21 protein-coding genes are annotated in these 22,635 nt (G+C 71.2%); 7 read left to right on the forward strand and 14 right to left on the reverse strand.

What is annotated here, in order from left to right:
- Positions 1–25: 25 nt before the first annotated feature.
- Positions 26–454 (reverse strand): cupin domain-containing protein, encoded by a 429-nt coding sequence (locus VPH61_RS04485; protein WP_332062311.1) that lies wholly within the window; start codon positions 452–454, stop codon positions 26–28.
- Positions 455–487: 33 nt separating this feature from the next.
- The gene (locus VPH61_RS04490; RefSeq protein WP_442879053.1) at positions 488–715 is read right to left on the reverse strand and encodes a hypothetical protein; all 228 of its coding nucleotides are present in this window, start codon (positions 713–715) and stop codon (positions 488–490) included.
- A 47-nt stretch (positions 716–762) separates the two neighbouring features.
- On the opposite strand from VPH61_RS04490, the gene VPH61_RS04495 reads away from it, so the two are divergent.
- Entirely contained in the window at positions 763–1,266 is a 504-nt protein-coding gene (locus VPH61_RS04495) for a MarR family winged helix-turn-helix transcriptional regulator (protein ID WP_332062313.1), read from the forward strand.
- A 30-nt stretch (positions 1,267–1,296) separates the two neighbouring features.
- Here the strand turns inward: VPH61_RS04495 and VPH61_RS04500 are convergent, their stop codons facing one another.
- Together VPH61_RS04500 and VPH61_RS04505 are read right to left on the reverse strand one after the other, a co-directional pair.
- Entirely contained in the window at positions 1,297–2,214 is a 918-nt protein-coding gene (locus VPH61_RS04500; protein ID WP_332062314.1) for an NAD(P)-dependent oxidoreductase, read from the reverse strand.
- A gap of 144 nt (positions 2,215–2,358) precedes the next feature.
- Entirely contained in the window at positions 2,359–5,502 is a 3,144-nt protein-coding gene (locus VPH61_RS04505) for an efflux RND transporter permease subunit (protein ID WP_332062315.1), read from the reverse strand.
- 126 nt (positions 5,503–5,628) lie between these two features.
- Here VPH61_RS04505 and VPH61_RS04510 point away from each other — a divergent pair, with 126 nt between their 5' ends.
- On the forward strand, positions 5,629–6,138 hold the full coding sequence (locus VPH61_RS04510) for a MarR family winged helix-turn-helix transcriptional regulator (protein WP_332062316.1): 510 nt from the start codon (positions 5,629–5,631) through the stop codon (positions 6,136–6,138).
- Positions 6,139–6,211: 73 nt separating this feature from the next.
- Here VPH61_RS04510 and VPH61_RS04515 read toward each other — a convergent pair whose 3' ends face one another.
- Positions 6,212–6,943 carry an alpha/beta fold hydrolase gene (locus VPH61_RS04515; RefSeq protein ID WP_332062317.1) on the reverse strand — a complete coding sequence of 244 codons (732 nt, stop codon included), beginning with the start codon at positions 6,941–6,943 and terminating at the stop codon, positions 6,212–6,214.
- A 73-nt stretch (positions 6,944–7,016) separates the two neighbouring features.
- Here VPH61_RS04515 and VPH61_RS04520 point away from each other — a divergent pair, with 73 nt between their 5' ends.
- Entirely contained in the window at positions 7,017–7,718 is a 702-nt protein-coding gene (locus VPH61_RS04520) for a helix-turn-helix transcriptional regulator (protein WP_332062318.1), read from the forward strand.
- Positions 7,719–7,749: 31 nt separating this feature from the next.
- On the opposite strand, the gene VPH61_RS04525 is transcribed toward VPH61_RS04520, so the two are convergent.
- Positions 7,750–8,697, reverse strand: coding sequence for an EamA family transporter (locus VPH61_RS04525; RefSeq protein ID WP_332062319.1), 948 nt, complete (start codon positions 8,695–8,697; stop codon positions 7,750–7,752).
- Between the two features lie 30 nt (positions 8,698–8,727).
- Positions 8,728–10,335, reverse strand: coding sequence for an FAD-dependent monooxygenase (locus VPH61_RS04530; protein WP_332062320.1), 1,608 nt, complete (start codon positions 10,333–10,335; stop codon positions 8,728–8,730).
- A 137-nt stretch (positions 10,336–10,472) separates the two neighbouring features.
- On the opposite strand from VPH61_RS04530, the gene VPH61_RS04535 reads away from it, so the two are divergent.
- Positions 10,473–11,663 carry an AI-2E family transporter gene (locus tag VPH61_RS04535; RefSeq protein WP_332062321.1) on the forward strand — a complete coding sequence of 397 codons (1,191 nt, stop codon included), beginning with the start codon at positions 10,473–10,475 and terminating at the stop codon, positions 11,661–11,663.
- A gap of 64 nt (positions 11,664–11,727) precedes the next feature.
- Here the strand turns inward: VPH61_RS04535 and VPH61_RS04540 are convergent, their stop codons facing one another.
- Together VPH61_RS04540 and VPH61_RS04545 are read right to left on the reverse strand one after the other, a co-directional pair.
- A complete protein-coding gene (locus VPH61_RS04540; RefSeq protein ID WP_332062322.1) occupies positions 11,728–12,528 on the reverse strand; it encodes a DNA/RNA non-specific endonuclease in 801 nt (266 codons plus the stop codon).
- A 46-nt stretch (positions 12,529–12,574) separates the two neighbouring features.
- The gene (locus VPH61_RS04545; RefSeq protein WP_332062323.1) at positions 12,575–13,327 is read right to left on the reverse strand and encodes a GAP family protein; all 753 of its coding nucleotides are present in this window, start codon (positions 13,325–13,327) and stop codon (positions 12,575–12,577) included.
- A gap of 67 nt (positions 13,328–13,394) precedes the next feature.
- On the opposite strand from VPH61_RS04545, the gene VPH61_RS04550 reads away from it, so the two are divergent.
- Complete coding sequence (locus VPH61_RS04550; RefSeq protein ID WP_332062324.1) at positions 13,395–15,164, forward strand: cation:proton antiporter; 1,770 nt, start codon at positions 13,395–13,397, stop codon at positions 15,162–15,164.
- Positions 15,165–15,193: 29 nt separating this feature from the next.
- On the opposite strand, the gene VPH61_RS04555 is transcribed toward VPH61_RS04550, so the two are convergent.
- The 5 genes from VPH61_RS04555 to VPH61_RS04575 form a co-directional block, all read right to left on the reverse strand.
- Positions 15,194–16,132: an NAD(P)/FAD-dependent oxidoreductase gene (locus VPH61_RS04555; protein WP_332062325.1), complete on the reverse strand. Its 939-nt coding sequence runs from the start codon at positions 16,130–16,132 to the stop codon at positions 15,194–15,196.
- 52 nt (positions 16,133–16,184) lie between these two features.
- Positions 16,185–16,739 (reverse strand): TetR/AcrR family transcriptional regulator, encoded by a 555-nt coding sequence (locus VPH61_RS04560; RefSeq protein ID WP_332062326.1) that lies wholly within the window; start codon positions 16,737–16,739, stop codon positions 16,185–16,187.
- 80 nt (positions 16,740–16,819) lie between these two features.
- Positions 16,820–18,907: a YhgE/Pip domain-containing protein gene (locus VPH61_RS04565; RefSeq protein WP_332062327.1), complete on the reverse strand. Its 2,088-nt coding sequence runs from the start codon at positions 18,905–18,907 to the stop codon at positions 16,820–16,822.
- On the reverse strand, positions 18,907–19,650 hold the full coding sequence (locus VPH61_RS04570) for an ATP-binding cassette domain-containing protein (RefSeq protein ID WP_332062328.1): 744 nt from the start codon (positions 19,648–19,650) through the stop codon (positions 18,907–18,909). The genes VPH61_RS04565 and VPH61_RS04570 overlap by 1 nt, the downstream gene beginning before the upstream one ends.
- A 304-nt stretch (positions 19,651–19,954) precedes the next feature.
- A complete protein-coding gene (locus VPH61_RS04575; protein ID WP_332062329.1) occupies positions 19,955–20,857 on the reverse strand; it encodes an SMP-30/gluconolactonase/LRE family protein in 903 nt (300 codons plus the stop codon).
- A 136-nt stretch (positions 20,858–20,993) separates the two neighbouring features.
- Between VPH61_RS04575 and VPH61_RS04580 the strand changes: the two genes are divergently transcribed.
- Entirely contained in the window at positions 20,994–21,887 is an 894-nt protein-coding gene (locus VPH61_RS04580; RefSeq protein WP_332062534.1) for a dihydrodipicolinate synthase family protein, read from the forward strand.
- On the forward strand, positions 21,884–22,603 hold the full coding sequence (locus VPH61_RS04585) for an SDR family oxidoreductase (protein WP_332062330.1): 720 nt from the start codon (positions 21,884–21,886) through the stop codon (positions 22,601–22,603). Before VPH61_RS04580 ends, VPH61_RS04585 begins: the two co-directional genes overlap by 4 nt.
- The last annotated feature ends 32 nt before the right edge of the window (positions 22,604–22,635 follow it).

Raw genomic sequence — 22,635 nt, forward strand, 5'->3', positions numbered from 1 at the left:
GTCGCCGTCGTCGTCTCGCCACCGACTACCAGGGCGACGGGCGGTCGTTGTCGCGCTGCCCGTCGTCGGGCAGGTGCGGCAGCTCGGAGCCGCCGGCGCGGATGCACAGCCAGCGCAGCTGCTCGGACCCGTCGGGAGCGCAGCGCCAGGTGCGCCAGACCCCTTGGCCTACGCGCACGACGCTGCCCGGGCCCACGTCGACGACCTCGTCGTCGAGACCCATCTGCCCGCGACCGCCGAGGAACACGTAGAGCTCCTCGACGCGCGAATGCGTGTGCCAGTAACCGGCCTCTTCACCCGGTTCGAGGGCGTTCGCGGTCATGCCGATGTACTGCATCGTCAGGTCGTGGTCGACGACCCGTCGCCCGTCGCGCGAACTCTCGGGGCGGAAGCCGCCGAAGTGCTCCCGCCACTCGTCGAGGCCGCCGATCTCCAGCACTTCGTAGTCGCTCACCTCGCCAGCGTAACGGCCGGCTCCGACACGTGGTCAGGGGCAGTGCAGTTGCGTGCGCTCGAAGGAGCGGTCGATGGTGTGACTCGACATCGGCGCACCGCAGAGCGGGCAGGCGGGAGGCGCGGCCGGCGCCGGCTCGTCGTCGTACGGGCCGAGCGGCGGCGGACCGATGTACGGCAGCAGCTTGGCGTTCAGCCGGTCGATGAAGCCGGCGTAGCCGCGCTGGGCCCCGGGTGGCGTTTCCCGCTTTCTTCGTGTCACAATCATTAGTGTACTAATGATTTGCCTCCCCGTCATACTGGAAGCCCATGAACGCCAGCAGCGCACTCCCTGAGACCGTCGATGAGACGGATGCCGCGACATCCGCCGCGCCGCCCGACGCCGACGACCTGCTCGCCCTCGAGAACCAGGTCTGCTTCGCCCTCGCCGTCGCGGCGCGCGGCGTGATCGGCGTCTACCGGCCGATCCTCGAGCCGCTCGGCCTCACGCACCCGCAGTACCTCGTCATGCTCGCCCTCTGGCAGCGGAGCCCGCGCACGGTGCGCGACCTCGGCGAGGCGCTGCAGCTCGAGCCGGCGACCCTGTCACCGCTGCTCAAGCGGCTCGAGGCGCAGGGCTACCTCACCCGCGAGCGCAGCACCCGTGACGAGCGCGCCCTCGACGTCGCGCTGACGCCGGCCGGGCGGGCGCTGCGCGAACGGGCGCTCGCCATTCCGCCGCAGGTCGTCGACCGGCTCGGCATGAGCCTCGACGAACTCGGCCGCCTCCGCGACCGGCTCACCGAGGTCATCGCGGCCGTGCAGCAGGGCTGATCCGAACTGAGCGGGCGAGCACCGCAACGCTCACGCCTCGGGATCGAACCCCGCGACGCTCCCGTCGGCGGACGCGTACTTCACGATGAGGCTCGCGTCCTTGCCGCCGAGACCTTCGGCGATCAATCGCTCGAACTGCTCGAGCGCGATGCGCGACGCCGGCATCGGCAGCCCGGCCGCTTCGCCGGCGGCGAGCGCGAACGAGAGGTCCTTCTGGGAGAGCTCGGCCGAGAAGGTCGCGTCGAAGTTGCGGTTCGCCGGACTCGTCGGCACCACGCCGGGCGCCGGATACCAGGTGCGCAGCGGCCACGACTCCCCCGACGAGACCGACGCGACCTCGAAGAACTTCGCCGGATCGAGTCCGAGCTCGGCGGCGAGCTGCGAGCCCTCGGCCACCCCGAGCAGTGAGACGAAGAGCATCAAGTTGTTCGCGAGCTTCGCGGCGATGCCCATCGTCGGGCCGCCGAGGTCGAAGACGTGCGCGGCGAGCGGCTCGACGAGCTCCGTGGCCTCGGCGACATCCGCCGGCTCACCGCCGAGCATGAAGGTGAGGGTCGCCGCCTCCGCGCCAGCGATGCCGCCCGAGACGGGCGAGTCGACGAACCTGAACCCGCGCTCGACGGATGCCTCGTGGCAGAACCTCGACGTCGCGACATCGACGGTCGAGGTGTCGAGCAGGAGCGCCGATGCCGGTGCCGCCGCCCACACTCCGTCTTCGCCGCCGTAGACCTCGCGCACGTGTTCGCTGCGCGGCAGCGAGGTGAAGACGGCGTCGACCTCGCGCACCGCCTCCTCGACGGTCGCGACGACGCGCACCCCGCGCTCGGCGGCAGCGGTGCGGGCGGCGGGCACCGGGTCGACGCCTCGCACGACGTGCCCGGCCGCGACGAGGTTGCCCGCCATCGGTCCGCCCATGTGTCCCAGACCGATCCACGCGATGGTGGCCATGGTTCCTCCCGACGCCGTCGACGCGAAGCACGCTCTCGCGTCAACGATACGTTCGGGGTCTTCGCCCGGCAATGATCGCGAGCATGCGGACAGGGAGCGGGCACCCGTGTCGGGGTACCCGCTCCCTGGTCGCGAGACCGCCGGTCAGGCGTCGGTCGCGGAGGCGAGCGGAGCGCCCGCGGCATCCGCGCGCTTGGCCTCGCCCTTCGCCGCCCGCTTCGTCTCGCGCCGCTCGCGGCGACCCTCGACGAGCAGGTACAGCACGGGCACGAGCACGAGCGTCAGCAGGGTCGACGAGATGAGCCCGCCGATCACGACGATCGCGAGGTCCTGCGAGATGAACCCGCTCGACCCGGTGACGCCGAACGCCATCGGCATGAGGGCGAAGATCGTCGCGAGCGCCGTCATGAGAATGGGGCGCAGACGCTGGCGGGCACCGTTGAAGACGGCATCGGCCACCTTCTGACCCTGCGCCCGGTACTGGTTCACGAGGTCGATGAGCACGATCGCATTCGTCACGACGATGCCGATCAGCATGAGCATGCCGATGAGCGCCGAGATGCCGAGCGGGCGGCCGGTCGCGAGCAGCAGCGCGATGGCGCCCGTCGCCGCGAACGGAATCGACACGAGCAGGATCAGGGGCTGGCGCAGCGACCGGAACGTCGCGACGAGCAGCATGAACACGATCGCGATCGCCACGAGCATCGCGAGGCCGAGCTGCTCGAACGACTCGGTCTGCGTCTCGGCGAGTCCGCCGATCTCGGCCGTGACGCCCTGCGGCAGCTCGAGCTCGGCGAGCTCCTCCTGCACCGACGCCGTCACGGCGCCCAGCTCCCCCTCATCGGGCGTGATCGAGATCGTGGCCACGAGGTCGCCCGACTGGCGGGCGATCGAGGTCGGCACGGTGACCTCCTCGACGCTCGCCACGGCCGACAGGGGCACGAAGCCGGCGGGGCTCGCGGTGCTCGGCAGCACGACCTGCTCGAGCTCGGCGATCGACTGCGGCGCGGGGGCGCCGTCGACGTAGATGCGGTACTCCTCGCCGTCGAGGCCGATCGAGCCGATCGACTGCGGCGAGAGCGTGCCCCCCACGATGCCGAGCACCTGCACCTCGGTGAGGCCGTTCTCGAGCGCGGTGGTTCGGTCGACCGTCACCTGCACGATCGGCTGCGCCGGGGCGCGGTCGCTCACGACCTCTGCGGCGTTCGGCGTGTCTTCGAGGGCGGTGAGCACGTCATCGGATGCCGCGGCGAGATCGCCCTCGTTCGCGGCCTGCACGATCACGTCGACGGTGCCGCCGAAGCCGCCCATCGCGGCCGAGTCGGCGATGCCGATGTCACCCGCGCCCTCGATCTCGGCGAGGCTCACCCGCAGCTCGTCCTGCAGCGCGAGCTGGTCGACGTCCTTCGAGGTGTTCACGATGTAGGTCGCGGTGCCGCCCGCGCCGCCGAGCATCGACATCATGCCGCCGCCCGAACCCGCGGTGAGCATGACGTCTTCGACGCCCTCGGTGCCCAGCAGCACGTCTTCGACCTGCTCGGCGCCAGCCGAGACCGTCTCGAGGTCGCTGCCGGCCGGGAACTCCTGCGTGACCATGACCATGTTCTGGCCGGTCGAGCCGAGGAAGTCGACCTTCAGGAACGGCACCATCGCGAAGGTGATGACGAGCAGCAGCACCGACGAGACGAGCGTGATCACCGGGTGCTTCTGCGTGCCGCGGAGCACCGGCGCGTAGCCGCGCTGCAGCCACCCCTTGCGCTCCTTCTCCTCGGCGGCGAGGCGGGTGGCCTCGATGTCGTCGAGGTTCTTCGGCTGCCGCAGGAACCAGTACGAGAGCACGGGCACGATCGTGAGCGAGACGAGCAGCGACGAGAGCATCGCGATCGTCACCGTGAGGGCGAACGGCGCGAAGAGCTCGCCGACCATGCCGCCGACGAGCGCGATCGGCAGGAAGACGGCGACGGTCGTGAGCGTCGACGAGGTGATCGCCCCCGCGACCTCGCGCACGGCTCCGAGGATCGCCTGCACCTTCGCCTCGCCGTAGGCGAGGTGGCGCTTGATGTTCTCGATGACGACGATCGAGTCGTCGACCACGCGGCCGATCGCGATCGTGAGCGCACCGAGGGTGAGCATGTTGAGCGAGTAGCCGCCGAGGTTCAGCCCGATGAAGGTCACGAGCACCGAGAGCGGGATCGAGATCGCCGTCACGAGCGTCGAGCGCACCGACATGAGGAAGATCAGGATGACGACGATCGCGAAGAGGAGGCCGAGCAGGCCCTCGATCGCGAGGTGCTGGATGGATTCCTCGATGAACGGCGCCTGGCTGAACACCACCGTCAGCTCGATGCCGTCGAGCTCGCTCGCGAGGTCGGCGAGCGCGTCGTCGACGGCGTGCGAGACGGCGACGACGTCGGCGCTCTGGGTCGCGACGATCGAGAGCGAGAGGGCTTCGACGCCGTTCGTGCGGGTGATCGAGGTCTGCGGCTCGGTCTCGAGGTCGACGGATGCCACGTCGCCGAGTTGCACGACGGTGCCGGGCTGCGTCGTCGACGCGAGCGGGATCTGCTGCAGCGCGTCGAGCGAGTCGATCGACTCGCCGCCCTGCACGGGCAGGAGCTGTCCGTCTTCGGTGATGCTGCCGAGCGGCATCGTGAGTCCGTTGGCCTCGAGGGCGTCGGAGATCGCCATCGGCGAGATGCCCTGCTCTGCGAGCTGCGCCTGGTCGGGAGTGATCACGACGCGCTGGGTCTCACCGCCCGAGACGGTGGCGGAACGCACGCCGTCGATGCCCTCGAGTCGGGGCGCCACGACGTCGTCGAGCGTTGCGGAGAGCTCGGCCAGCGAGACATCCGTCGCCCCTGCGGTCAGGAACATGATCGGCAGCGACGAGGTGCTGCCTGAGAGCACCTCGGGCTCGGCGTTCTCTGGGAGCGTGCCGTCGAGACCGGCGATCGCGTCGTTCAGCGACGCCGTGAACTCCTTCGCGTCGGTGCCGTAGGCGTAGGCGACGGAGACGGTCGACACCCCGCTCGACGAGCTCGCGACGACCGATTCGACGTCGTCGAGGTTCGACACGGCGTTCGAGATCGGCAGGCTCACCTGCTCGTCCATCACCTCGGGGCTTGCACCGGGCACGACCGTGACGACGGTGGTCTGCGGCAGCTCGATCGAAGGAATGAGCTCCTGCTTGAGCTGGGTCATCGAGAACAGGCCGAAGCCGGCGATGACGAGCGTCACGAGCGCGACGAGCGCCCGGTTGGCGAGGCTGAATCGGGCGAGTCTGTACATGGCCGTCCTGGGGGTCGGAGCGCGGGTCGTACCGAGGGGAATTGCTTCGTATGATACGAAGCTTCGCTTTAGGCTACGTATTCTTCCCTGTGCCGCGGCTGGGAACGCCGGGGGTACGGTGGTCGGGTGGAGAGCTTCGAGGTCGACAGCGCCGGTCAGGGCGAACTCCTCGACGAACTCCTCCGCCTGCAGGCCGCGATGGAGACCATCGTGGTGCCAGAACTCGTCGAGCCGCTGCTCTCGATCCGGCTCACGATGCAGCAGCTCAAGGTGCTCGGCATCATCCTCACCGACCCCGACGGCAGCACGGTGCAAGGGCTCTCGAAGACGCTCGGGGTCTCGCTCGCCACCATGTCGGGCATCGTCGACCGCCTGACCGGCCAGGGCATGGCCACGCGCGTCGACGACCCGAACGATCATCGGGTGCGCCGGGTGCTCGCCACCGACCGGGGCCGCGAGGTGATGCAGGAGCTGCTCGCCGCCCGGCCGCAGCTCAGCCGCCCGCCGCTCGAACGGCTCGACATCGAAGACCTCCGGGCGCTCACGCGCGGCGTGGGCGCCCTGCTCCGTGCACTGGAGGCGGAAGCGGCCGCCGCGACCGAAGCCGACGCCGACGAGCAGCGACCCGAGCGCTGACGGACCGGCAGGGTCAGCCGGATTCGGCTGACCTCTTCAGGTTGGGCTGACCCCTTCAGGTTGTCGGTGCAGTTCAGTCGTTGCGAGCAGCAGCTGACTGAACGGCTTCGGCGAGGTCGCGGGGGCGGCTCCACATCGGCCAATGCCCCGTCGGGAGGTCGATGACGTCGAGGTGCTCGAGGTTCGCGACGTCGGCGAACATGGGGTGGCCTGCTCGGACCAGCTCCATCACCTGTTCGCTCGAGATCGAGCAGCACACCAGGGTGGTCCGGACCTTTCGGCGGGCATCGTTCGTGAGCTCGACTGGCTGACGAAGTACCGGGCCCGGCTCAGGGACGGCCCGGGCCCGGAACCGCTCGAGGACCTCTGCGCTCAGGTCTTCGAGGCTCGCCTGCTGTGCAAGCTCATCGAACGACGGCAGCGGCAATTCACTCAACTCATCCGGGAAGTCGGGAGCGAAGGCACTGCCCGGCGCCACAGGGCCGGAGTCGACCCACACCACCCGGTGGACGAGCTCAGGGTGCCGGTCGAGGACGAGGCTGACGGGGGCATTCGCCCCACTGTGGGCGACGAGGACCGCGGGCCGATCTCCGTGTTGAGAAATGACGCCGAGGATCGCATCCGCTTGGTCGTCGAGGGTCTTCGCCGCACGTTCGGAATCGTCCCCGTCAAGACCAGGCAGCGTCAATGCGATTGCGCTCGCGTGGTCGGTGTTCAGGTGTTCGAGGACTTCATCCCACGCCCAAGCACCCAGCCAGTGGCCGGCGATGAGAATGATGGTCGGACTGGTCGTGGTCGTTGTCATGTCACAACTCTCACAGGCCCCATGGACAAGAGTGTGTCACTATTTATGTCATGAATTCGTCGAGGTTCGAACGGTGAAGCGAACCGAACGGCTCCATGCTCTCTCCGAGATGTTGCGACGCAGCGGCGCGCGGGGGGTCTCCGCCGAACGATTGGCGAGGGAGTTCGGCGTGTCCGTGCGAACGGTCAAGCGCGACCTCGACGGGCTCGAGAACAGCGGCGCGCCAGTCTGGTCGCGCCCAGGTCCGGGCGGTGGCTACGGATTGGCCGAAGGCGCGTCCCTGCCGCCGGTCAGCCTGTCCCCAGCGCAGGCCGTGGCGCTCATGGCGGCCGTGTCCGCTGCACCCGATGCTCCCTACGCCGACCTGGCAGCAGCCGGGATCCGGAAGATCCTGGACGTGCTCGATCCCAGAACCCGTGCACGAGCCGACGAGCTGGCCGGCCGCGTCTGGGTCAACGCGGTCCCCTCCCCCGCTTCGCGCGCGATCAGGTCGGCACTGGAGGAGGCGATGGCCGAGCAGCGAGTCGTCCGCATTCGCTACACATCGAGAGAGGGGGCCACCACTACCCGCGACGTCGAACCCGTGCTGTTCGCCTCCCCGAACGGCCAGTGGTACCTCGTTGGGTGGTGCCGACTGCGGAACGCAATGCGATGGTTCACCGTGTCGCGCATCGAGCGAGCCAGCGTGACCAAGACGGCCTGCGGCGGCCATAGCATCCACGAGGTCGGGGAACCTCCGGCGACCGCAAGACCGGTGCACGGTCGGGGCGAGTGAGGCACTCGATCAACCTCTCCCGTCAGTACGACTAGGCCATGCCCTCCGCGGTCTGCTCGAGCTGCGACTTGGGCCGTGCCCGCTGGGTGGCGAGCGCCGTGCCCGCAGCGCCGCAGACGATGACGATCGCGATCACCTCGGTGAGCGTGAACGTCTCCGAGAGTACGAGCCACCCGAACACGGCCGCGATCACGGGGCCGAAGCTCGTGACGATCGCGTAGATGCGAGGCGAGATGCGCCTCAGGATCCAGGTGTCGAGGCTGTACGGCAGCGCCGACGACAGCACGCCGACCCCGAGCAGCAGGCCGATCACCGCCCAGTCGATCGTCGCCGGATCGAAGGTCGCCACCGCGAACGGCACGAGCAGCGCGAGGCTGACGATGCTCGCGACGGTGAGCCCCTCGAGACCGGGGAGGCCGTGCGCGACCTTGCGCGTCAGCAGGATGTAGCCGGCCCAGGCCGCCGCCGCCGTGAGGGCGAGGGTCAGGCCCCACGGGTCGATGCCCGCGGCATCCGCTGCCCCCGGGTTGATCAGCAGCACGACCCCGGCGCCTGCGGCGAGCGCGCAGATCACGTCGAGCACGCGCCGCGAGCTCGCGAGGGCGATGGCGAGGGGCCCCAGGAACTCGATCGTCGCCGCGACGCCGAGGCCGAGCAGGTGCACCGACTCGTAGAAGGTGACGTTCATGATCGCGAGCACGACGCCGAGTGCGATCGCGGGCCAGAGCCGGCGCCAGGTCAGCTCGGCGCGCTTCGGGCGGTAGAAGGGGAGCACGGCGACGACCATCACGAGCTGGCGCACCGCGACGACGACGAACGAACCGACGATCGGGATCACGAGGCCCGCGAGCGACGAGCCGAAGTTGATGGAGACCTCGGTGCCGAGCTGCACTGCCGCTCCGGCGAGGCTCCGCCGACCAGCGGTGCCGCCCGCCGGGGCCGGCGTGCTCACGGGCGCGGGCGTCGTCTGGTCGGTCACCATACGACGATACGCGTCGAGCAGCGCCCTTCAGAATCCGGCGAGACGCGACCTCGCCGCGTCGAGGTCGGCACCCGTGCCGGGGGCGAGCACCTCAGCGACCACGAACCCGTCGCGGCGCACGAGGTAGACACGATCGGCACGCAGCCGCGCCCGCCGCGGCCGGCCGGTGTCGCGGGCGAAGGCGTGCGCCTCGACCCCGACGTGCGCGTCAGCCGCGAGCTCGGCGGCGATGCGGCGCACCGCCCGCTCGGGCACCCCGTAGCCGTGCACCTGCCACTGCATCGAGCGCAGTGCGGCGAAGTTCTCGCCGGCCCAGCGCAGTCGAACGCCCACCGCTCGGCTGCGGCGGGTGCCGGCGGCATCCGGAACCGCATAGCGGATGCGCGTCTGCGAGAGGTAGCCGAACACCCGGCGCCCACCGATGAGGAGCGGCGCGAGCCGCACGGCGATCGGGCCGATGAACGGCACGATGCGGCCACGCACGAAGCGCGCGGTACGCGACGCCGAGGTCACCGCGGCGAAGACTCGGTCCGTCGTCGCGACGAGCACCCTCCCGACCGGTCGCCGTTCGGCCTCGTAGCGGTCGAGCCGAGCGTCGGGCATGCCGCCGACCACGACGTCGGCGAGCGCGCAGGCGAGATCGTGCGCCTCCTGCAGCCCGGTGTTCATGCCCTGCGCGCCGACCGGCGAGTGGATGTGGGCGGCATCGCCGACGAGGAAGCACGGCCCGTCCCGGAAGCGCGCGGCGAGCCGGTGGTGCAGCCGGTACGTCGTGAACCACGCGGATGCCGCGTACCGCACGCCGAACTCGCGGTCGAGCACCCCGCGCACGAGGTCCTCTGGCAGCTCGCCGCGCTCGTCGCGGTCGCGATCGCGCACGACCCCGAGCAGGCGCGCCCGCCCCGGGCCCATCGGGAACGCGAGCAGGAAGTGCTCGGCCGTGATGCGCACGTTGATCGCGTCGCGGGCGAGGCCGGTGACGCCCGAGGCATCCGAGACGTAGAAGGTGTGCTCGTTGGTCACGCCCTCGAAGGGGATGCCGAGCGACTCCCGCACGAGCGAGTGGGCGCCGTCGGCCCCGACGCAGTAGCGGGCATGGACGGTCACGGGCCCGTCTGGGCCGGCGAGCGTCGCGGTGACGGATGCCGCGGCATCCGCTGCCCCGCTCGCCCAGTCGGCACCGACCTCGAGGCGTTCGAGGCGATGCCCCCACCGCACCCCGACCCCGAGCTCGCCGAGCGCGTCGACGAGCAGGCGTTCGTTGCGGCTCTGCTCGAACACCGTGATCTCCCGGTACGGCGTGACGCCGGAGCCGAGCGCGCGCAAGTGGATGCGCCCGAACGGCCGGCCCCGGCCCATGCCCGGCACGACGCTCGTCGCGGTCGATCGCTCGGCGAGCACGCGGTCGACGAGGCCGAGCTGGTCGTAGAGCTCCATCGAGCGGGCCTGCACGGCGAGCGCGCGGGATTCGCGTGTCGGGCCTGTCTTGCCGTCGACGACGACCGTGTCGACCCCGAGCTTCGCGAGGCACACCGCGGCCATGAGCCCGCTCGGTCCCGCCCCGACCACGAGCACGTCGGTGTCGATGCGCTCGGCGCCCGACCCGGCGCCGACTGACCTCGGGGCCCCGCCCATGCTTCAACTGTGGCACCGCGGCCGGCCGCATGCCAGACGCATTCCGAGCAATCCCGGCCGCGGCGCTCCTTCTGCGCGGCGCCCGCGCTCGCTATCGTGAGGCAGGACGCGCGCGCGCCTTGTCGATCGGAGTGCTCATGTGGTGGAACAGGAAGCGGACCGAGCCGAAGGGCGCCAGGAACGAGGCGGAGGCCGAAGCCCTCGGCGCCGACGTGCCGGGCGGAGAGCATCGCAACGCGTTCATCCTGATCGGCCTCGGCGGGGCGACCGTCGCCGCGTTCGGCATCGCCGCGATGTCTGGCATCCTCGCGCCGGTGTTCTTCGCGCTCGTGCTCACCATCTGCGTGCACCCGCTCCGGGTGTGGCTCGAAGACCACGGCGTGCCCCGCGGCATCGCGACGGGCTCGGTGATCGCCGCCGTCACGCTGCTGCTCGTCGCATTCGGCTACGCCGTGATGGTGGCGTTCGGCCAGTTCGCCACCCTGCTGCCCGAGTTCGCCGACGAGATCAAGGCCTGGGGCACCGACGTCGCGCAGTGGCTCGTCTCGATCGGCGTCAACGCCGACGAGCTGCACGCGCTCATCACCGACTTCGATCCCGGCACGGTGATCGGGTTCGTCAGCGGCCTCGTCGGCGGCCTCGCCGGCTGGACCTCGACCCTCGTCGTGCTCTTCACGATGCTGCTGCTCATGGCGATGGACGCCGGCTACCTGCCGACCCTCCTGCGCCAGCTGCGGGCGCACCGCCCGCTCGCTGCGACCTCGCTCGTGAGCTACGGCAGCAACGTGCGCCGGTACATGGTCGTCACGACCGTGCTCGGCGTCGCGCAGGGCATCGTGAACTGGATCGCGCTCATCATCATCGGCGTGCCCGGCGCGTTCATCTGGGGTCTGCTCGCGTTCCTCTGCAGCTTCATCCCGAACATCGGTTACTTCATCGCGATCATCCCGCCAATCATCTTCGGCGCCCTCGTCGGCGGCTGGCCGACGGTGATCGCGGTGATCATCGTCTACGGGCTCATCAACGCCGTGATCCAGTCGGTCATCCAGCCGCGCGTCGTCGGCAACGCGGTCGCACTGAGCCAGTCGATCACGTTCTTCTCGGTGCTGTTCTGGGCCGTCGTGATCGGCCCGATCGGTGCGATCCTCGCGATCCCGATCACCCTGCTCGTGCGCATGGTGCTCGTCGACTCGAACCCGAACTCCTTCTGGATCCGCCCGATGCTCGGCGAGCTCGGCGAGACGAAGGAGCTCATGGCCGAGTCGGATGCCGCGGCGAAGGCCGCCCGCAAGGCGAGACGCACCCCGGTCGCCCCGGCGATCGAGTAGCGCCCGACGTCTGGCCGGCGTCTGGCCGGCGTCTGGCCGGCGTCTGGCCGGCGTCTGGCCGGCGTCAGAGCATGATGTCGCCGGATGCCTCGAGCCGGCGCCACCCGGCGGCCGCGAGCGTCGGCGGCAGCACGTCGGCCGCCACGAGCTCGGGCATGACGAGGCCGGTGAGGGCCGCGACATCCGCCACCGGCACCTGGAAGGTGCGGAACGGTCCGAGCGGCGGCGCCTCGCCGGGCGGGGGTGCGACGACCTCGGTCGTGTCGACGAGCGGCGCCTGATCGACGACGAAGGCCGTCGTCGCGAGCCGGTCAGCCGTGCTCCACGCGACGACCTTCCAGAACCGCAACGGCACGCGGATGCCGCGGTACGGCGGGTCGCCCGCGGCGAGCACGGGAGCCGTGAAGACGCTGAGCCGCAGATCGTTGACCTCGGCATGCTCGAGAACGTGGTCTTCGAGGCCGAGCCACAGCTCTTTCGACTGGTTGAAGCCGGACGCCTGCGGCGCGGCGTTCGGGTAGCGGAAGGTCTCGGCGTTCGCCCGCGCCGCGACCTCTGGCGCACCCCACACGGGGTCGCGACGGCGCACGAGGTGGCCGCGATCGAAGTCGTTGCGGGCGTAGATCTCGGGGCCGGCCTGCCAGTCGGCCGGGATGCGTTCGTCGAGCCGCCAGTCGTCACCGCGCGGCAGGTCGATGAGAGATGGCCCGTCGACGTTCACGCCGGTGACCCGCGCGAGCCGCCTGCCCGTGTCGAGCACGACCGAGAAGTGGAGGTACTCGAGCTCGACGACGGCCGCGGCCTCCGCCTCCGCCACTCGCGGCATCGCTGCCGGCACTCCGAGGAACTGCGCGTCGAAACCCATGCGCCGAGTCGACCACGACCCGCCGACACCGAGCGGATGCCGCGCGTTACGACAGCCAGTCGAAGAGCTGCAGTTCGACGGCCGCCGCCCGTGCGAGCAGGAACCCGATGATGCCGACGATCCAGCCGGTCGCCTCGGCGGCGTTCTTCTCCATCCAGGCACCGAGCCGCGCAAGCGGTCGCTCCATCGCCCGCGCCGCGACGATGCGCAGGCCCAGCAGCACGAGGGCCGGCAGCACCATGACGATGCAGTATCCGACGAGCACGAGGAACCGGGTGCCCGCGTCGAACTCCGACGTCGAGAGCAGCCCGATGCCGACGAGGTACGGCAGCATCGAGGCGACCTCGACCGCAGCGGCGGCGATCGCGAGCCCCATGAGCGGCAGCAGGCTGCCGGCCTCCTCGCCGACGTCGGTGACGGCGCGCTCGCGCCAGCGGGCGAATCGACCGGGCCCCGAGCGCTTGCGCTTGCCGCCGATGAAGAAGGAGCCGATGAGCAGGGCGGCACCGACGACGAGCTGAGCCCAGAGGAATGCAGGAGTCGCGGCGAGCGTCATCAGCTGCGGCAGCACCGTGGCCGCGATCGTCAGCAGCACGACGCCGATCAGGAGGTAGAAGCCGGCGACCGTCGCGAGGTAGATGAGGATCCGGCCCGGCCGGAGCCGACCGGGCGCGAGGAGCAGCCACGTCGGGATGAGCAGGGTGCCGAAGCTCGTGGAGTCGACGAGTGCCAGTAGCGCGAGCGCGCCGAGAAGGGCGGGGCCGGTGAGGGCGACCCCGCTCAGAAGGTCCGGATCCATCCGTCCAGCCTGTCGGATGCCGCGCGCCAGCGGATCCCCCGCTCGGTGGATCCTCCAGAATGCTCACATGGACCTGCTCCTCGCGGGCGTGCTCGCGCTGCTCGCCATCGCCGCTGCGACCGCCATCTCACCGAAGCTCGGCGTGGCCGCCCCGCTGCTGCTCGTGGTCGTCGGCCTCGGCGTCGGACTGCTGCCGGTGGTGCCGGAGTTCGAGATCGACCCCGAGTGGATTCTCGCGGGCGTATTGCCTCCCCTGCTCTATTCGGCCGCGGTCTCGATGCCCGCCATGGAGTTCCGCCGCGACTTCGGTGCGATCAGTGGACTCTCGGTCGTGCTCGTGGTCATCACGGCGGTGCTGCTCGGCCTGCTGTTCGCCTGGCTGATCCCCGGCCTCGGCCTCGCCTGGGGCATCGCCCTCGGCGCGATCGTCAGCCCCACCGACGCCGTCGCGACGTCGATCGTGAAACGCCTCGGCGTCTCGCCGCGAGTGGTCGCGATGCTCGAGGGCGAGAGCCTGCTGAACGACGCCAGCGCCCTCGTGCTGCTCCGTGCGGCGATCGCGGGTGCCGCGGCATCCGTCTCGATCTGGGGCGTTGCGGGCTCGTTCGTGTACTCGATCGTCGTCGCCGCCGTCATCGGCGTCGCCGTCGGCTGGGTCAACCTGCGGGTGCGGGCTCGCATCGCCGACCCGACCGTCAACACGGTGATCTCGTTCACGATGCCCTTCCTCGCCGCGATCCCCGCCGAGCACCTCGGCGCCTCGGGCCTCGTCGCCGCCGTGGTCGCGGGGCTCGTCACGGGCCGCGGCGCGGCGCGCTACCTCAGCCCGCAGCATCGCCTGTCGGACGCCCAGAACTGGCGAACGGTCGAACTCGTGCTCGAGAGTGCGGTGTTCCTCGTGATGGGGCTCGAGCTCACCGCGATCGTCGCCGATGTCGAGGCCGCGCACGCGGGCGTCTGGTTCGCGGTCGGACTCGCGGCGATCGCGCTGACGGCGACCGTGCTGATTCGCGCCGCGTTCGTCGCCCCGCTGCTCGCCGCCCTCTCGCGCCGGGCGAGCCGAGCGGCCGCGATCAAGGGGGTCATCACCGATCGCGCCGAGGGCGGCGCGATGAAGCACCTCGAGCAGCCGGCCTTGCGCGGCGACGGGCGCCGAGCCTCGCGTCCGCCGTCGGCCGCGAGGGTCGAACGGTTCCGCACGATGTGGCGGCGGCGGGTCGCCGACATCGACTACCTGCTCGCGCAGCCGCTCGGCTGGCGCGAGGGCACGATCGTGGTGTGGGCGGGCATGCGCGGCGTCGTGACGCTCGCGGCCGCGCAGACGCTGCCGTCCGAGACGCCGAGCCGCTCCCTGCTCATCTTCATCGCCTTCCTCGTCGCAGTCGGCTCGTTGCTCGTGCAGGGAGGCACGCTGCCGTGGCTCGTGCACCGGCTGCTTCCGGCTCGCGACCCCGGCGAGAGTCGCGCAGAGCGACGCGAACTCGAGCGCGTGCTGCGCTCCGCCGCGATGGCCGAGATGGCGAACGACGACGACCCCGCAGCGCGCGCGATGGCCGAGCGCATGCGCGCAGCCTGGCAGCTCTCGAACGACGAAGGAGCGGATGAATCGGGCGACACGGATGCCTCGGCCGACTCGGGCGCCTCCGCGGCATCCGATCGCCGGATCGACCCCGAGCTGGTGCGCCTGCTGCGGCTCCGCATGATCGAGGCGGAGCGCACCGCCCTGCTCGACGCGCGCGACGACGGGGTGTTCAGCGCCGCAGCGCTGAGCGCTGCGCTCGAAGACCTCGACGCCGAGCAGATCAGCGTCGAGCTGAAGGGCACCGAGGGCGGCTGACGCCCGTGCCCCGCCCGACGATCGGCTCACTACTCGCGAGCGGAATCCTGCCGCAGCGATCGTTCGATGTCGTCGGCCGTGAGGTCGGCGTTGACGGCTCCGGCGATGAGCGACCCGGCTCCGAGCGACACGGAGACGTTCGAGCGCCGATCGACCACGTTCCCGACGGCCCAGACGTGCTCGACACTCGTGCGGCCGTCGGCGTCGACCTCCACCCAGGAGCCGTCGCCGTCATCGACGGTCCGTGCGCCGAGATCTCGCAGCAGTCGGTCGCGCGGACGCAGCGTCGTCGCCGTGAAAATCGACCCCACCTTCACCGACCGGTCGCCCAGCTCGACCGCCGCGACCCTCCCCTCGCTCGATTGCACGGCGTTCACCCGACCGCGCTCGATGCGGATGCCGCGCGCCTCCAGCGTTCGCAACGCATCCGCGCCCGGCTCGCCGACGTCGTTCGGGAAGTAGACGACCGTGTCGGCCCATTGACGCAGCTGCTGCGCCTGATCCACCCCCTGGGGTCCGGTGGCGATGACGCCGATCGTGTCGTCACGACGCTCCCACCCGTCGCAGTACGGGCACACGACGACGCCGCGACCCCACTGCTCGCGGAGGCCTGCGATCTCGGGGAGCTCGTCGCGGAGACCGGTGGCCACGATCAGCCGCCGGGCTCGCACGAGACCCGAGGGGCCGTCGACCTCGATGCCGCTCTGGCCGACGCGAGCCGTCTCGATTCGCCGGTGGGCGACGATGCCTCCGTACCGCTCGACCTCGCCGCGACCCCGTTCGAGCAGACCGGCCGGCGGCAGGCCGTCGTGGCCGAGCACCCCGTGCATGTGCTCGGCGACCCCGTTCCTCGGGTCCCCGGCGTCGAAGACGATCACGCGCCGACGCGCCCGCGCGAGCGAGAGCGCCGCGCTCAGCCCGGCGGGGCCTCCGCCCACCACCGCGACATCGAACAGTTCCGCTGTCATGCGCGTACCCTACGCGCACCCGACGACGGGCCGCCCCACCCCACGAGAGGGTTCAGCGCACGCGGAGCGTCGCGAGGATCGCGGCGGCGACCTCGTCGCGGCTGCGCTCGGGCTCGAAGACGAGCCACTCGAGGCCCGACATGAGCACCGCCCCGAAGACGCCCGACGCCATGATGCTGCTGCGTCCGGCCGCGACATCCGTCTCGTCGATCGCCTCGGCGAACACCGCGAGCGCCTCGTGCCGGAGCGCGAAGAGGGTCTGCTGCCACGCCCGGTCGGTGCGGAAGATCTCGGACGCCATGAGCCGCGCGAGCGCGGCGTTGCCCGCGACGATGTCGAGCAGCCGGATGACGAGCGCGTCGACGGCGGCCCACCCGCGCAGCTCGCCCTTCGCGCTGCGGAGGGACTCGGCGAGCGCGCCGACCCCCTCCTGCAGCATGGCCTCGAAGAGCTGGTCCTTCGAGCTGAAGTTGTAGTACAGGCTGCCCTTGGCGACGCCGGCGAGCTCGGCGACCTCGTCCATCGTCGTGCCCGTGATGCCCTTGGTGGCCGCCAGCTCGAGCGCGGCGTCGAGGATGGCGCGCTTCGTCGTGTTCGCGCGTGCCATGTCGTCTCCTCGTCGTTCGCTCGGGCTGTGCGGTCGCGGTTGCGGTCGCGGTTGCGGCGCCGGCCGTCCGGCCCGGCTGGCTAGATCGCCAGCTCGGGGTGCAGCCGGCTGACGCTCCACATGCGCTGCCTGCCGGCGCTCCAGGCGCTGATCGCGAGCGAGCCCACGAGGATGCCGCCGAGCACGAGCACCGAGAGCCACAGTCTAGAGTCCACGCCGCCGGTGATGAGCTCGCGCAGGCCGCTCACCACGTAGGAGGCGGGCATGTACGGATGCAGCCACTGGAAGAAGGCCGGCGTCGTCTCGACGGGGTAGGTGCCGCCCGACGAGCTGAGCTGCAGCATGAGCAGCACGAGGCTCACCACCCGGCCCGCGGCGGTGCCGAGCACGATGATGAACATCTGTTGCAGGGCGAGGAACGCGAGGGTCACGAGGTAGATGAACGCCGAGGTGCCGAGCCAGTACACGGGTTCGAGGCCGATGCCGTAGACCAGCACGAGCACCATGATCACGACCTGGCCGAGTCCGATCGCCATGGCGGGCAGGAACCCGGTCATGACGGCGCGGAGGCCCGTGGCCGAGGCGGCGAGCGCCCGGGTCGGCAGTGCACGGAGGATCAGCCACGTGATGAGTCCGCCGACGAAGGTCGCGAGGGCGATGAAGAACGGGGCGAATCCCTCGCCGAAGCTCTTCGACTCGTTCTGCCAGCTCTCATCGAGCTGCACCGGCGCGGACATGACGTCGGCCTTCACCTCGATGTCGGCGGTCGTGAGCTGCGGCGCCTCCTCGGCGCCCTCGCCGAGCCTGTCGGCGAGCTCGCGACTGCCGTCGGAGAGCTGCGTCGCACCCGAGGCGAGCGCGGTGCCGCCCGCGGCGAGCTCGCCCGTGCCGCTCACGAGGTCGTCGGTGCCCGAGCTGAGCCGCGCGGCACCGCTCGCGATGGTCCGAGCTCCGGATGCCGCTTCGCCCGACTTGGCCGCGAGGGTCGACGCACCGTCGCGCACCTGAGCGGCGCCGGCCGCGAGTTCGGCCGCCTTCGGCGCCCCCGCACTGAGCCCCGACGAGAGTTGATCGACCGCGCCGGCGTACTGGCCGCTGAGGCCTGCGTAGCCCTGCACCGTCGGCAAGGCGGACTGCGCCCCGCTGTTCAGCTCCCCGGCGCCCGCCGAGATCGCCTGCACTGCCGGAAGAAAGCTGCTCGCGGGCAGCTCGGGGTTCGACTGCATCTGCGCTGCGAGCGCTTCGAGCGAGCCCGACAGCTGCTGCGTGCCGGCCGCGAGGTCGCCGGTCTTCGCCGCGATGGCGGTGGCTCCATCGGCGAGGCCGTGCGCCTTCTCGGCGAGCACGACCGAGCCGCTCGCTGCGTCGTTCACCTTGCCCGAGAGTTCGACCGCGCCATCCGACACCCGGGTCGTCCCTGCCGACAGTGTGCCGGCGCCCGAAGCGAGCTGCTCGAGGCCGTCGGCGAGGGTCCCGGTGCCGTCGGCGAGCTGCACCGCACCGGCATCGAGGGTGCCGGCGCCGCTCGCGAGGTCGCCGAGGCCGACGACGAGCCGGCCCGCCCCGTCGTTCGCGGTCGCGAGACCATCGGCGAGGGTCGTCGCGCCATCCGCAGCCGAGCGGATGCCGGCGCCCGCGTCGTTCAGCCCGATGAGCATCGCGTCGGCGGTCTGCCGGCCGACCTGTTCGGCGACGGTGTCGCGCAACTGGATCATGGCCTGCTTGCCGAGCGTCGAGGCGAGAAAGCTGTTGGAGTCGTTGTAGTCGACCTCGACGGTCGCGGGCTTCGGGTCGTCGGAGCCGACCGAGACGGCACTCGCCGAGAAGTCGGCCGGGATCGTGACGGCGAAGTAGTAGTCGCCGTCGGTGACGCCGGTCGTGGCGTCCGCGGTATCCGTCACCTGCCAGTCGAGGTCGCCGCGACTCGTGAGCTCGTCGACGAGGTCGTCACCGGCGGTGATCGACTCGCCGTCGCGGCTCGCGCCGGCGTCTTCGTTCACGAGGGCGACGGGGAGGTTCTTCAACTCGTCGGTCGGCGCCCAGAACGCCCAGAGGTACAGGGCGCCGTAGATGAGGGGGATGAAGAGGAGCACGACGAGCGCGATCTTGGGCAGCGTGCCCTTGCCGAAGCGGCGCAGCTCGGTGCCGGAGGAGAGGAAGGCGAACATCAGGCGTGCTCCAGGATGAGGTCGAGGGCGTCGGGGTCGGCGGCTGCCTCGGCGGCTGCCAGAACCTCGGGCGCGGTGGTGGTGAGGTCGAAGGCGAGCGGCGCGATGCCGAGCTCCGTCCAGATGACGGTGTCGGGCGCGGCAGCGGATGCCACGACGGCGGTGCCCGCCCGCGTGATCGCGTCGAGGCGCTGCCAGAGCAGGCGCCGGGCCGCGGGCGACTGCAGCTGCTCGATCTGGTCGAAGAAGAGCACCTCGGGCTCGCTCATCATCGCGAGCGCGATGCGCAGCAGCACGGTCTGCACCTCGTCGAGGTCCCAGATGAGCGTGTCGATCGAGGGCAGCGGCACCTCGCCGAAGACGGGGGCGAGCACGCGCCGGAGCTCCGCCTCGTCGGTGCGGTGCACGATCGCCCACCAGGGAGCCAGCCAGGCGGCGCGCTCGCGGATCGCGGCGCCGACGGTGACCGACTCCTCGAGGGTGTCGATGCCCCGGAATCCCGCGATCGCGGTGGTTCGCTGCACGGGTCGCGCGCGGCGCGGCAGTTCGTAGCCGAGCGTCTCGGCGGTGCCGCTCGAGGGCTTCATGCGCCCGGCGAGCGTGAGCAGCAGGCTCGTGCGACCGCTGCCGGCCGGACCGTGCAACACGGTGAGGCCGCGGTCGGCGACGAGGTTCACGGGGCCGTAGACGGGGCCGCGCTTGGAGTGGAGGGCGAGTTCGTGCGCCCGCACGATGATCGACACGATGCATCCTTCGGATTTGTACTGACCAGTCAGTTTAGATCCGTCGCGCGGAATTGGCAACCCGGCCGGGTCGCCGGCGCCCCCGCCCCTTCACCCGCACCACCCGCACCACCCGCACCACATTTTTCAGGATGAGCGCAGGGTCGACCGTGCATTCGGCATCAACGCAGCGCTCATCCTGAAAAGTGCGCGCCCTGAGGCCCCTGAGTCCCACGAGCTCGCCTGGGTCGCCTGGGCCTGCCTGACCTCGCGTCGCAAGGTCGGCGCCGAGTGGTCAGCAGCTTCCGGTCGCCGGCGCCCCCGCCTACGCGAGAGCGCTGCCGGGCACCCGCGGCGGCACCCCGCGCCACGGGAAGGCCGGCGCACCGCCGACCTCGACCTCGACGCCGAGGAGGGCGCCGTCGGCATCGGTCGGATCCGACAGCCCGATGCTCGCCGTCGTGATCACGAGCAGGCGGTCGACGAGTGCGACGGCCGTCGGCCGCTTCGATGGGAGCTCGATCGCCTCGACGAGCACGCCGCTCGGCGAGTACCGGCGCACCTCGGCGGCATCCCAGACCGCCACCCAGAGCATGCCCTCCGCGTCGATCGCCAGGCCGTCGGGGTTGCCGCCCTCGACCCGGCACACGGTGCGCCGATTGCCGAGCGTGCCGTCGGGTGCGACGTCGAAGGCCTCGATGCTCCGGTGCGGCAGGGTGTCGATGTAGTACAGCGTCTCGCCGGTGCGATCGAAGGCGAGCCCGTTCGAGACGGTCACCCCGCCCAGCCGCTCGGTCGCCACTCCGTCGGCGTCGAAGCTCCAGAGCGAGCAGTGCGGGTCCCTCGGCATCGACTGACTGCCCACCCAGAAGCGGCCGAGCGGGTCGGCCCCGCCGTCGTTCATGTAGTCGTCGCCCGCGGCGACGTCGACCGCGATCGGCGAGACGACGCCGTCGTCGCCCACGTGCACGAAACCCTGATCGACGGCCACGGCCCACCCAGCGCCGGGCGCCTCGAGCGGCACGGGCGCGCCGATCTGCCGACCGGCGACCACGGCGCTCGTCGGCGCCACCATGCCGCCGTCGAGCCGCCCGCGGTGGAACGAGCCGGTCGCCATGTCGATCCAGCCGAGGCCGCCGTCCCGGCCGTCCCAGCGGGGCGACTCGGCCTGAACGTACCGCTCGGCGGAGATGATCTCGACGGTTCGTGAGGGCGTTGAGCGCGACATCCGTGTCTTCCTCCGGTGGTGGTGTTACCCGATATGTGGCAGGCTATCTCACAATATGAATGTCAGTTGCGAGACTGGCAGAAGCAACGACGCTGAAGTGAGGAACTGGCCGATGGCCCCGATGCTCCATGGCTTGATGCCGATTCTTGCCACCCCGTTCGATGAATCCGGTGCGCTCGACCGCGCCAGCCTCCGCCGACTGGTCGAGTTCCAGCTCGCCTCCGGCGTCGACGGCGTGGCCGTGTTCGGCATGGCGAGCGAGGGCTTCGCGCTCACCGCCGCCGAGCGACGCACCATCCTCTCCGACGTCGTCGAGCTCGTCGACGGCCGCGTGCCCGTCATCGCCGGGGTCAACGGCACCTCGACCGCGACCTCGATCGAGCAGTCGCTCATCGCCCAGGAGGGCGGCGCGGATGCGCTCATGGTGCTGCCGCCGTTCATGGTGAAGCCGCCCGCCGCGAGCCTCGTCGACTTCTACGCCGAGGTCGCCGCAGCCACCTCCCTCTCCGTTATGGTGCAGGACGCCCCCGGCGTGACCGGCGTCGCCATGGCCCCGTCGCTCATCGCCGAACTCGCCCGCCTCGACGGCGTCGACTCGGTGAAGATCGAGGCCCCCCCGACGGCGCCCAAGGTCGGCGCGGTCGTCGAGGCGATCGGCGACGCCGACTTCTCGGTGCTCGGCGGGCAGAACGCGCAGTTCTGCCTCGAGGAGTACGCGCGCGGCGCGGTCGGCACGATGCCGGCCTGCGAGTTCGCCGACCTGCTCGCCCCGATCCTCGAGCAGTTCATCACCGGGCGCGTCGACGAGGCGCGCGCCGGGTTCCGACGTATGCTCCCCCTCGTGCTGGTGGGCCTGCAGGGCGGCATCGCGTGGGCGGTGCACAAGGAGGTGCTCGTGGCGCGCGGCATCATCGACCACGCCACCGTTCGCTACCCGGCCGCCCGCCTCGACGCCGGCAGCCGCGCCGCCGTCGACCTCGTGATCGAGGAGCTCGACCTTCCGCCCCTGCCCACCGCGGTGCGCGTGTGACCCGCCGCGGGGTGCTGCTGATCGGCGGCGGCTCCGACATCGGGCTCGCGATCGCCGCGGCGTTCGCCGAGCAGGGCGACGCGATCGTCGGCGTCGGGCTCGAGGCATCCGCCGACCCCGTCTTCGAGCGGTACCTCACCGCCGACTGCAGCCGAGCGGATGCCGCGGCGCAGGCCGTCGCCGACGCCGAGCAGGCGCTCGGCCGGCTCGACGTCGTGGTGCTCGCCGCCGCCCGCATGCCCGTCGGCCGGGCCGATATCACGAGCGACGACGAGTGGAGCGGCGCCCTCGGGGCGACGCTCGACTCCGCGTTCTTCGTCGCTCGTGCCGCCTTGCCGAAACTCGCACCCGGCTCGTCGATCGTCGCCGTGACCTCGGTGAACGCCTCGCTCGCAGCACCGGGCCTGCCGGCCTACGCCGCCGCGAAGGCGGGCGTCGAGGGGCTCGTGCGGCAACTCGCGCTCGACTACGGGCCCCGCGGCATCCGGGTCAACGCCGTGGCACCGGGCAGCATCTCGGCGACCGACACCGGCGAGAGCGAGGGCTACCCGCTCGGCCGCATCGGCCGGCCCGAGGAGGTCGCCGCCGTCGTCGCGTTCCTCGGCTCCGACGCCGCCTCGTTCGTGACGGGCACGACGATCCCCGTCGACGGCGGGCTGTCGATCGCCTCCCCCGCCGCCTGGCTGAAGCCCGCGCTGCGCGACCGCTGGCTCTGAGCCCCGGTCGGGCGCCGGGCGCTGCATGCCGC

The organism is Agromyces sp. CCNWLW203 (assembly GCF_036576125.1).
Lineage (GTDB): Bacteria > Actinomycetota > Actinomycetes > Actinomycetales > Microbacteriaceae > Agromyces.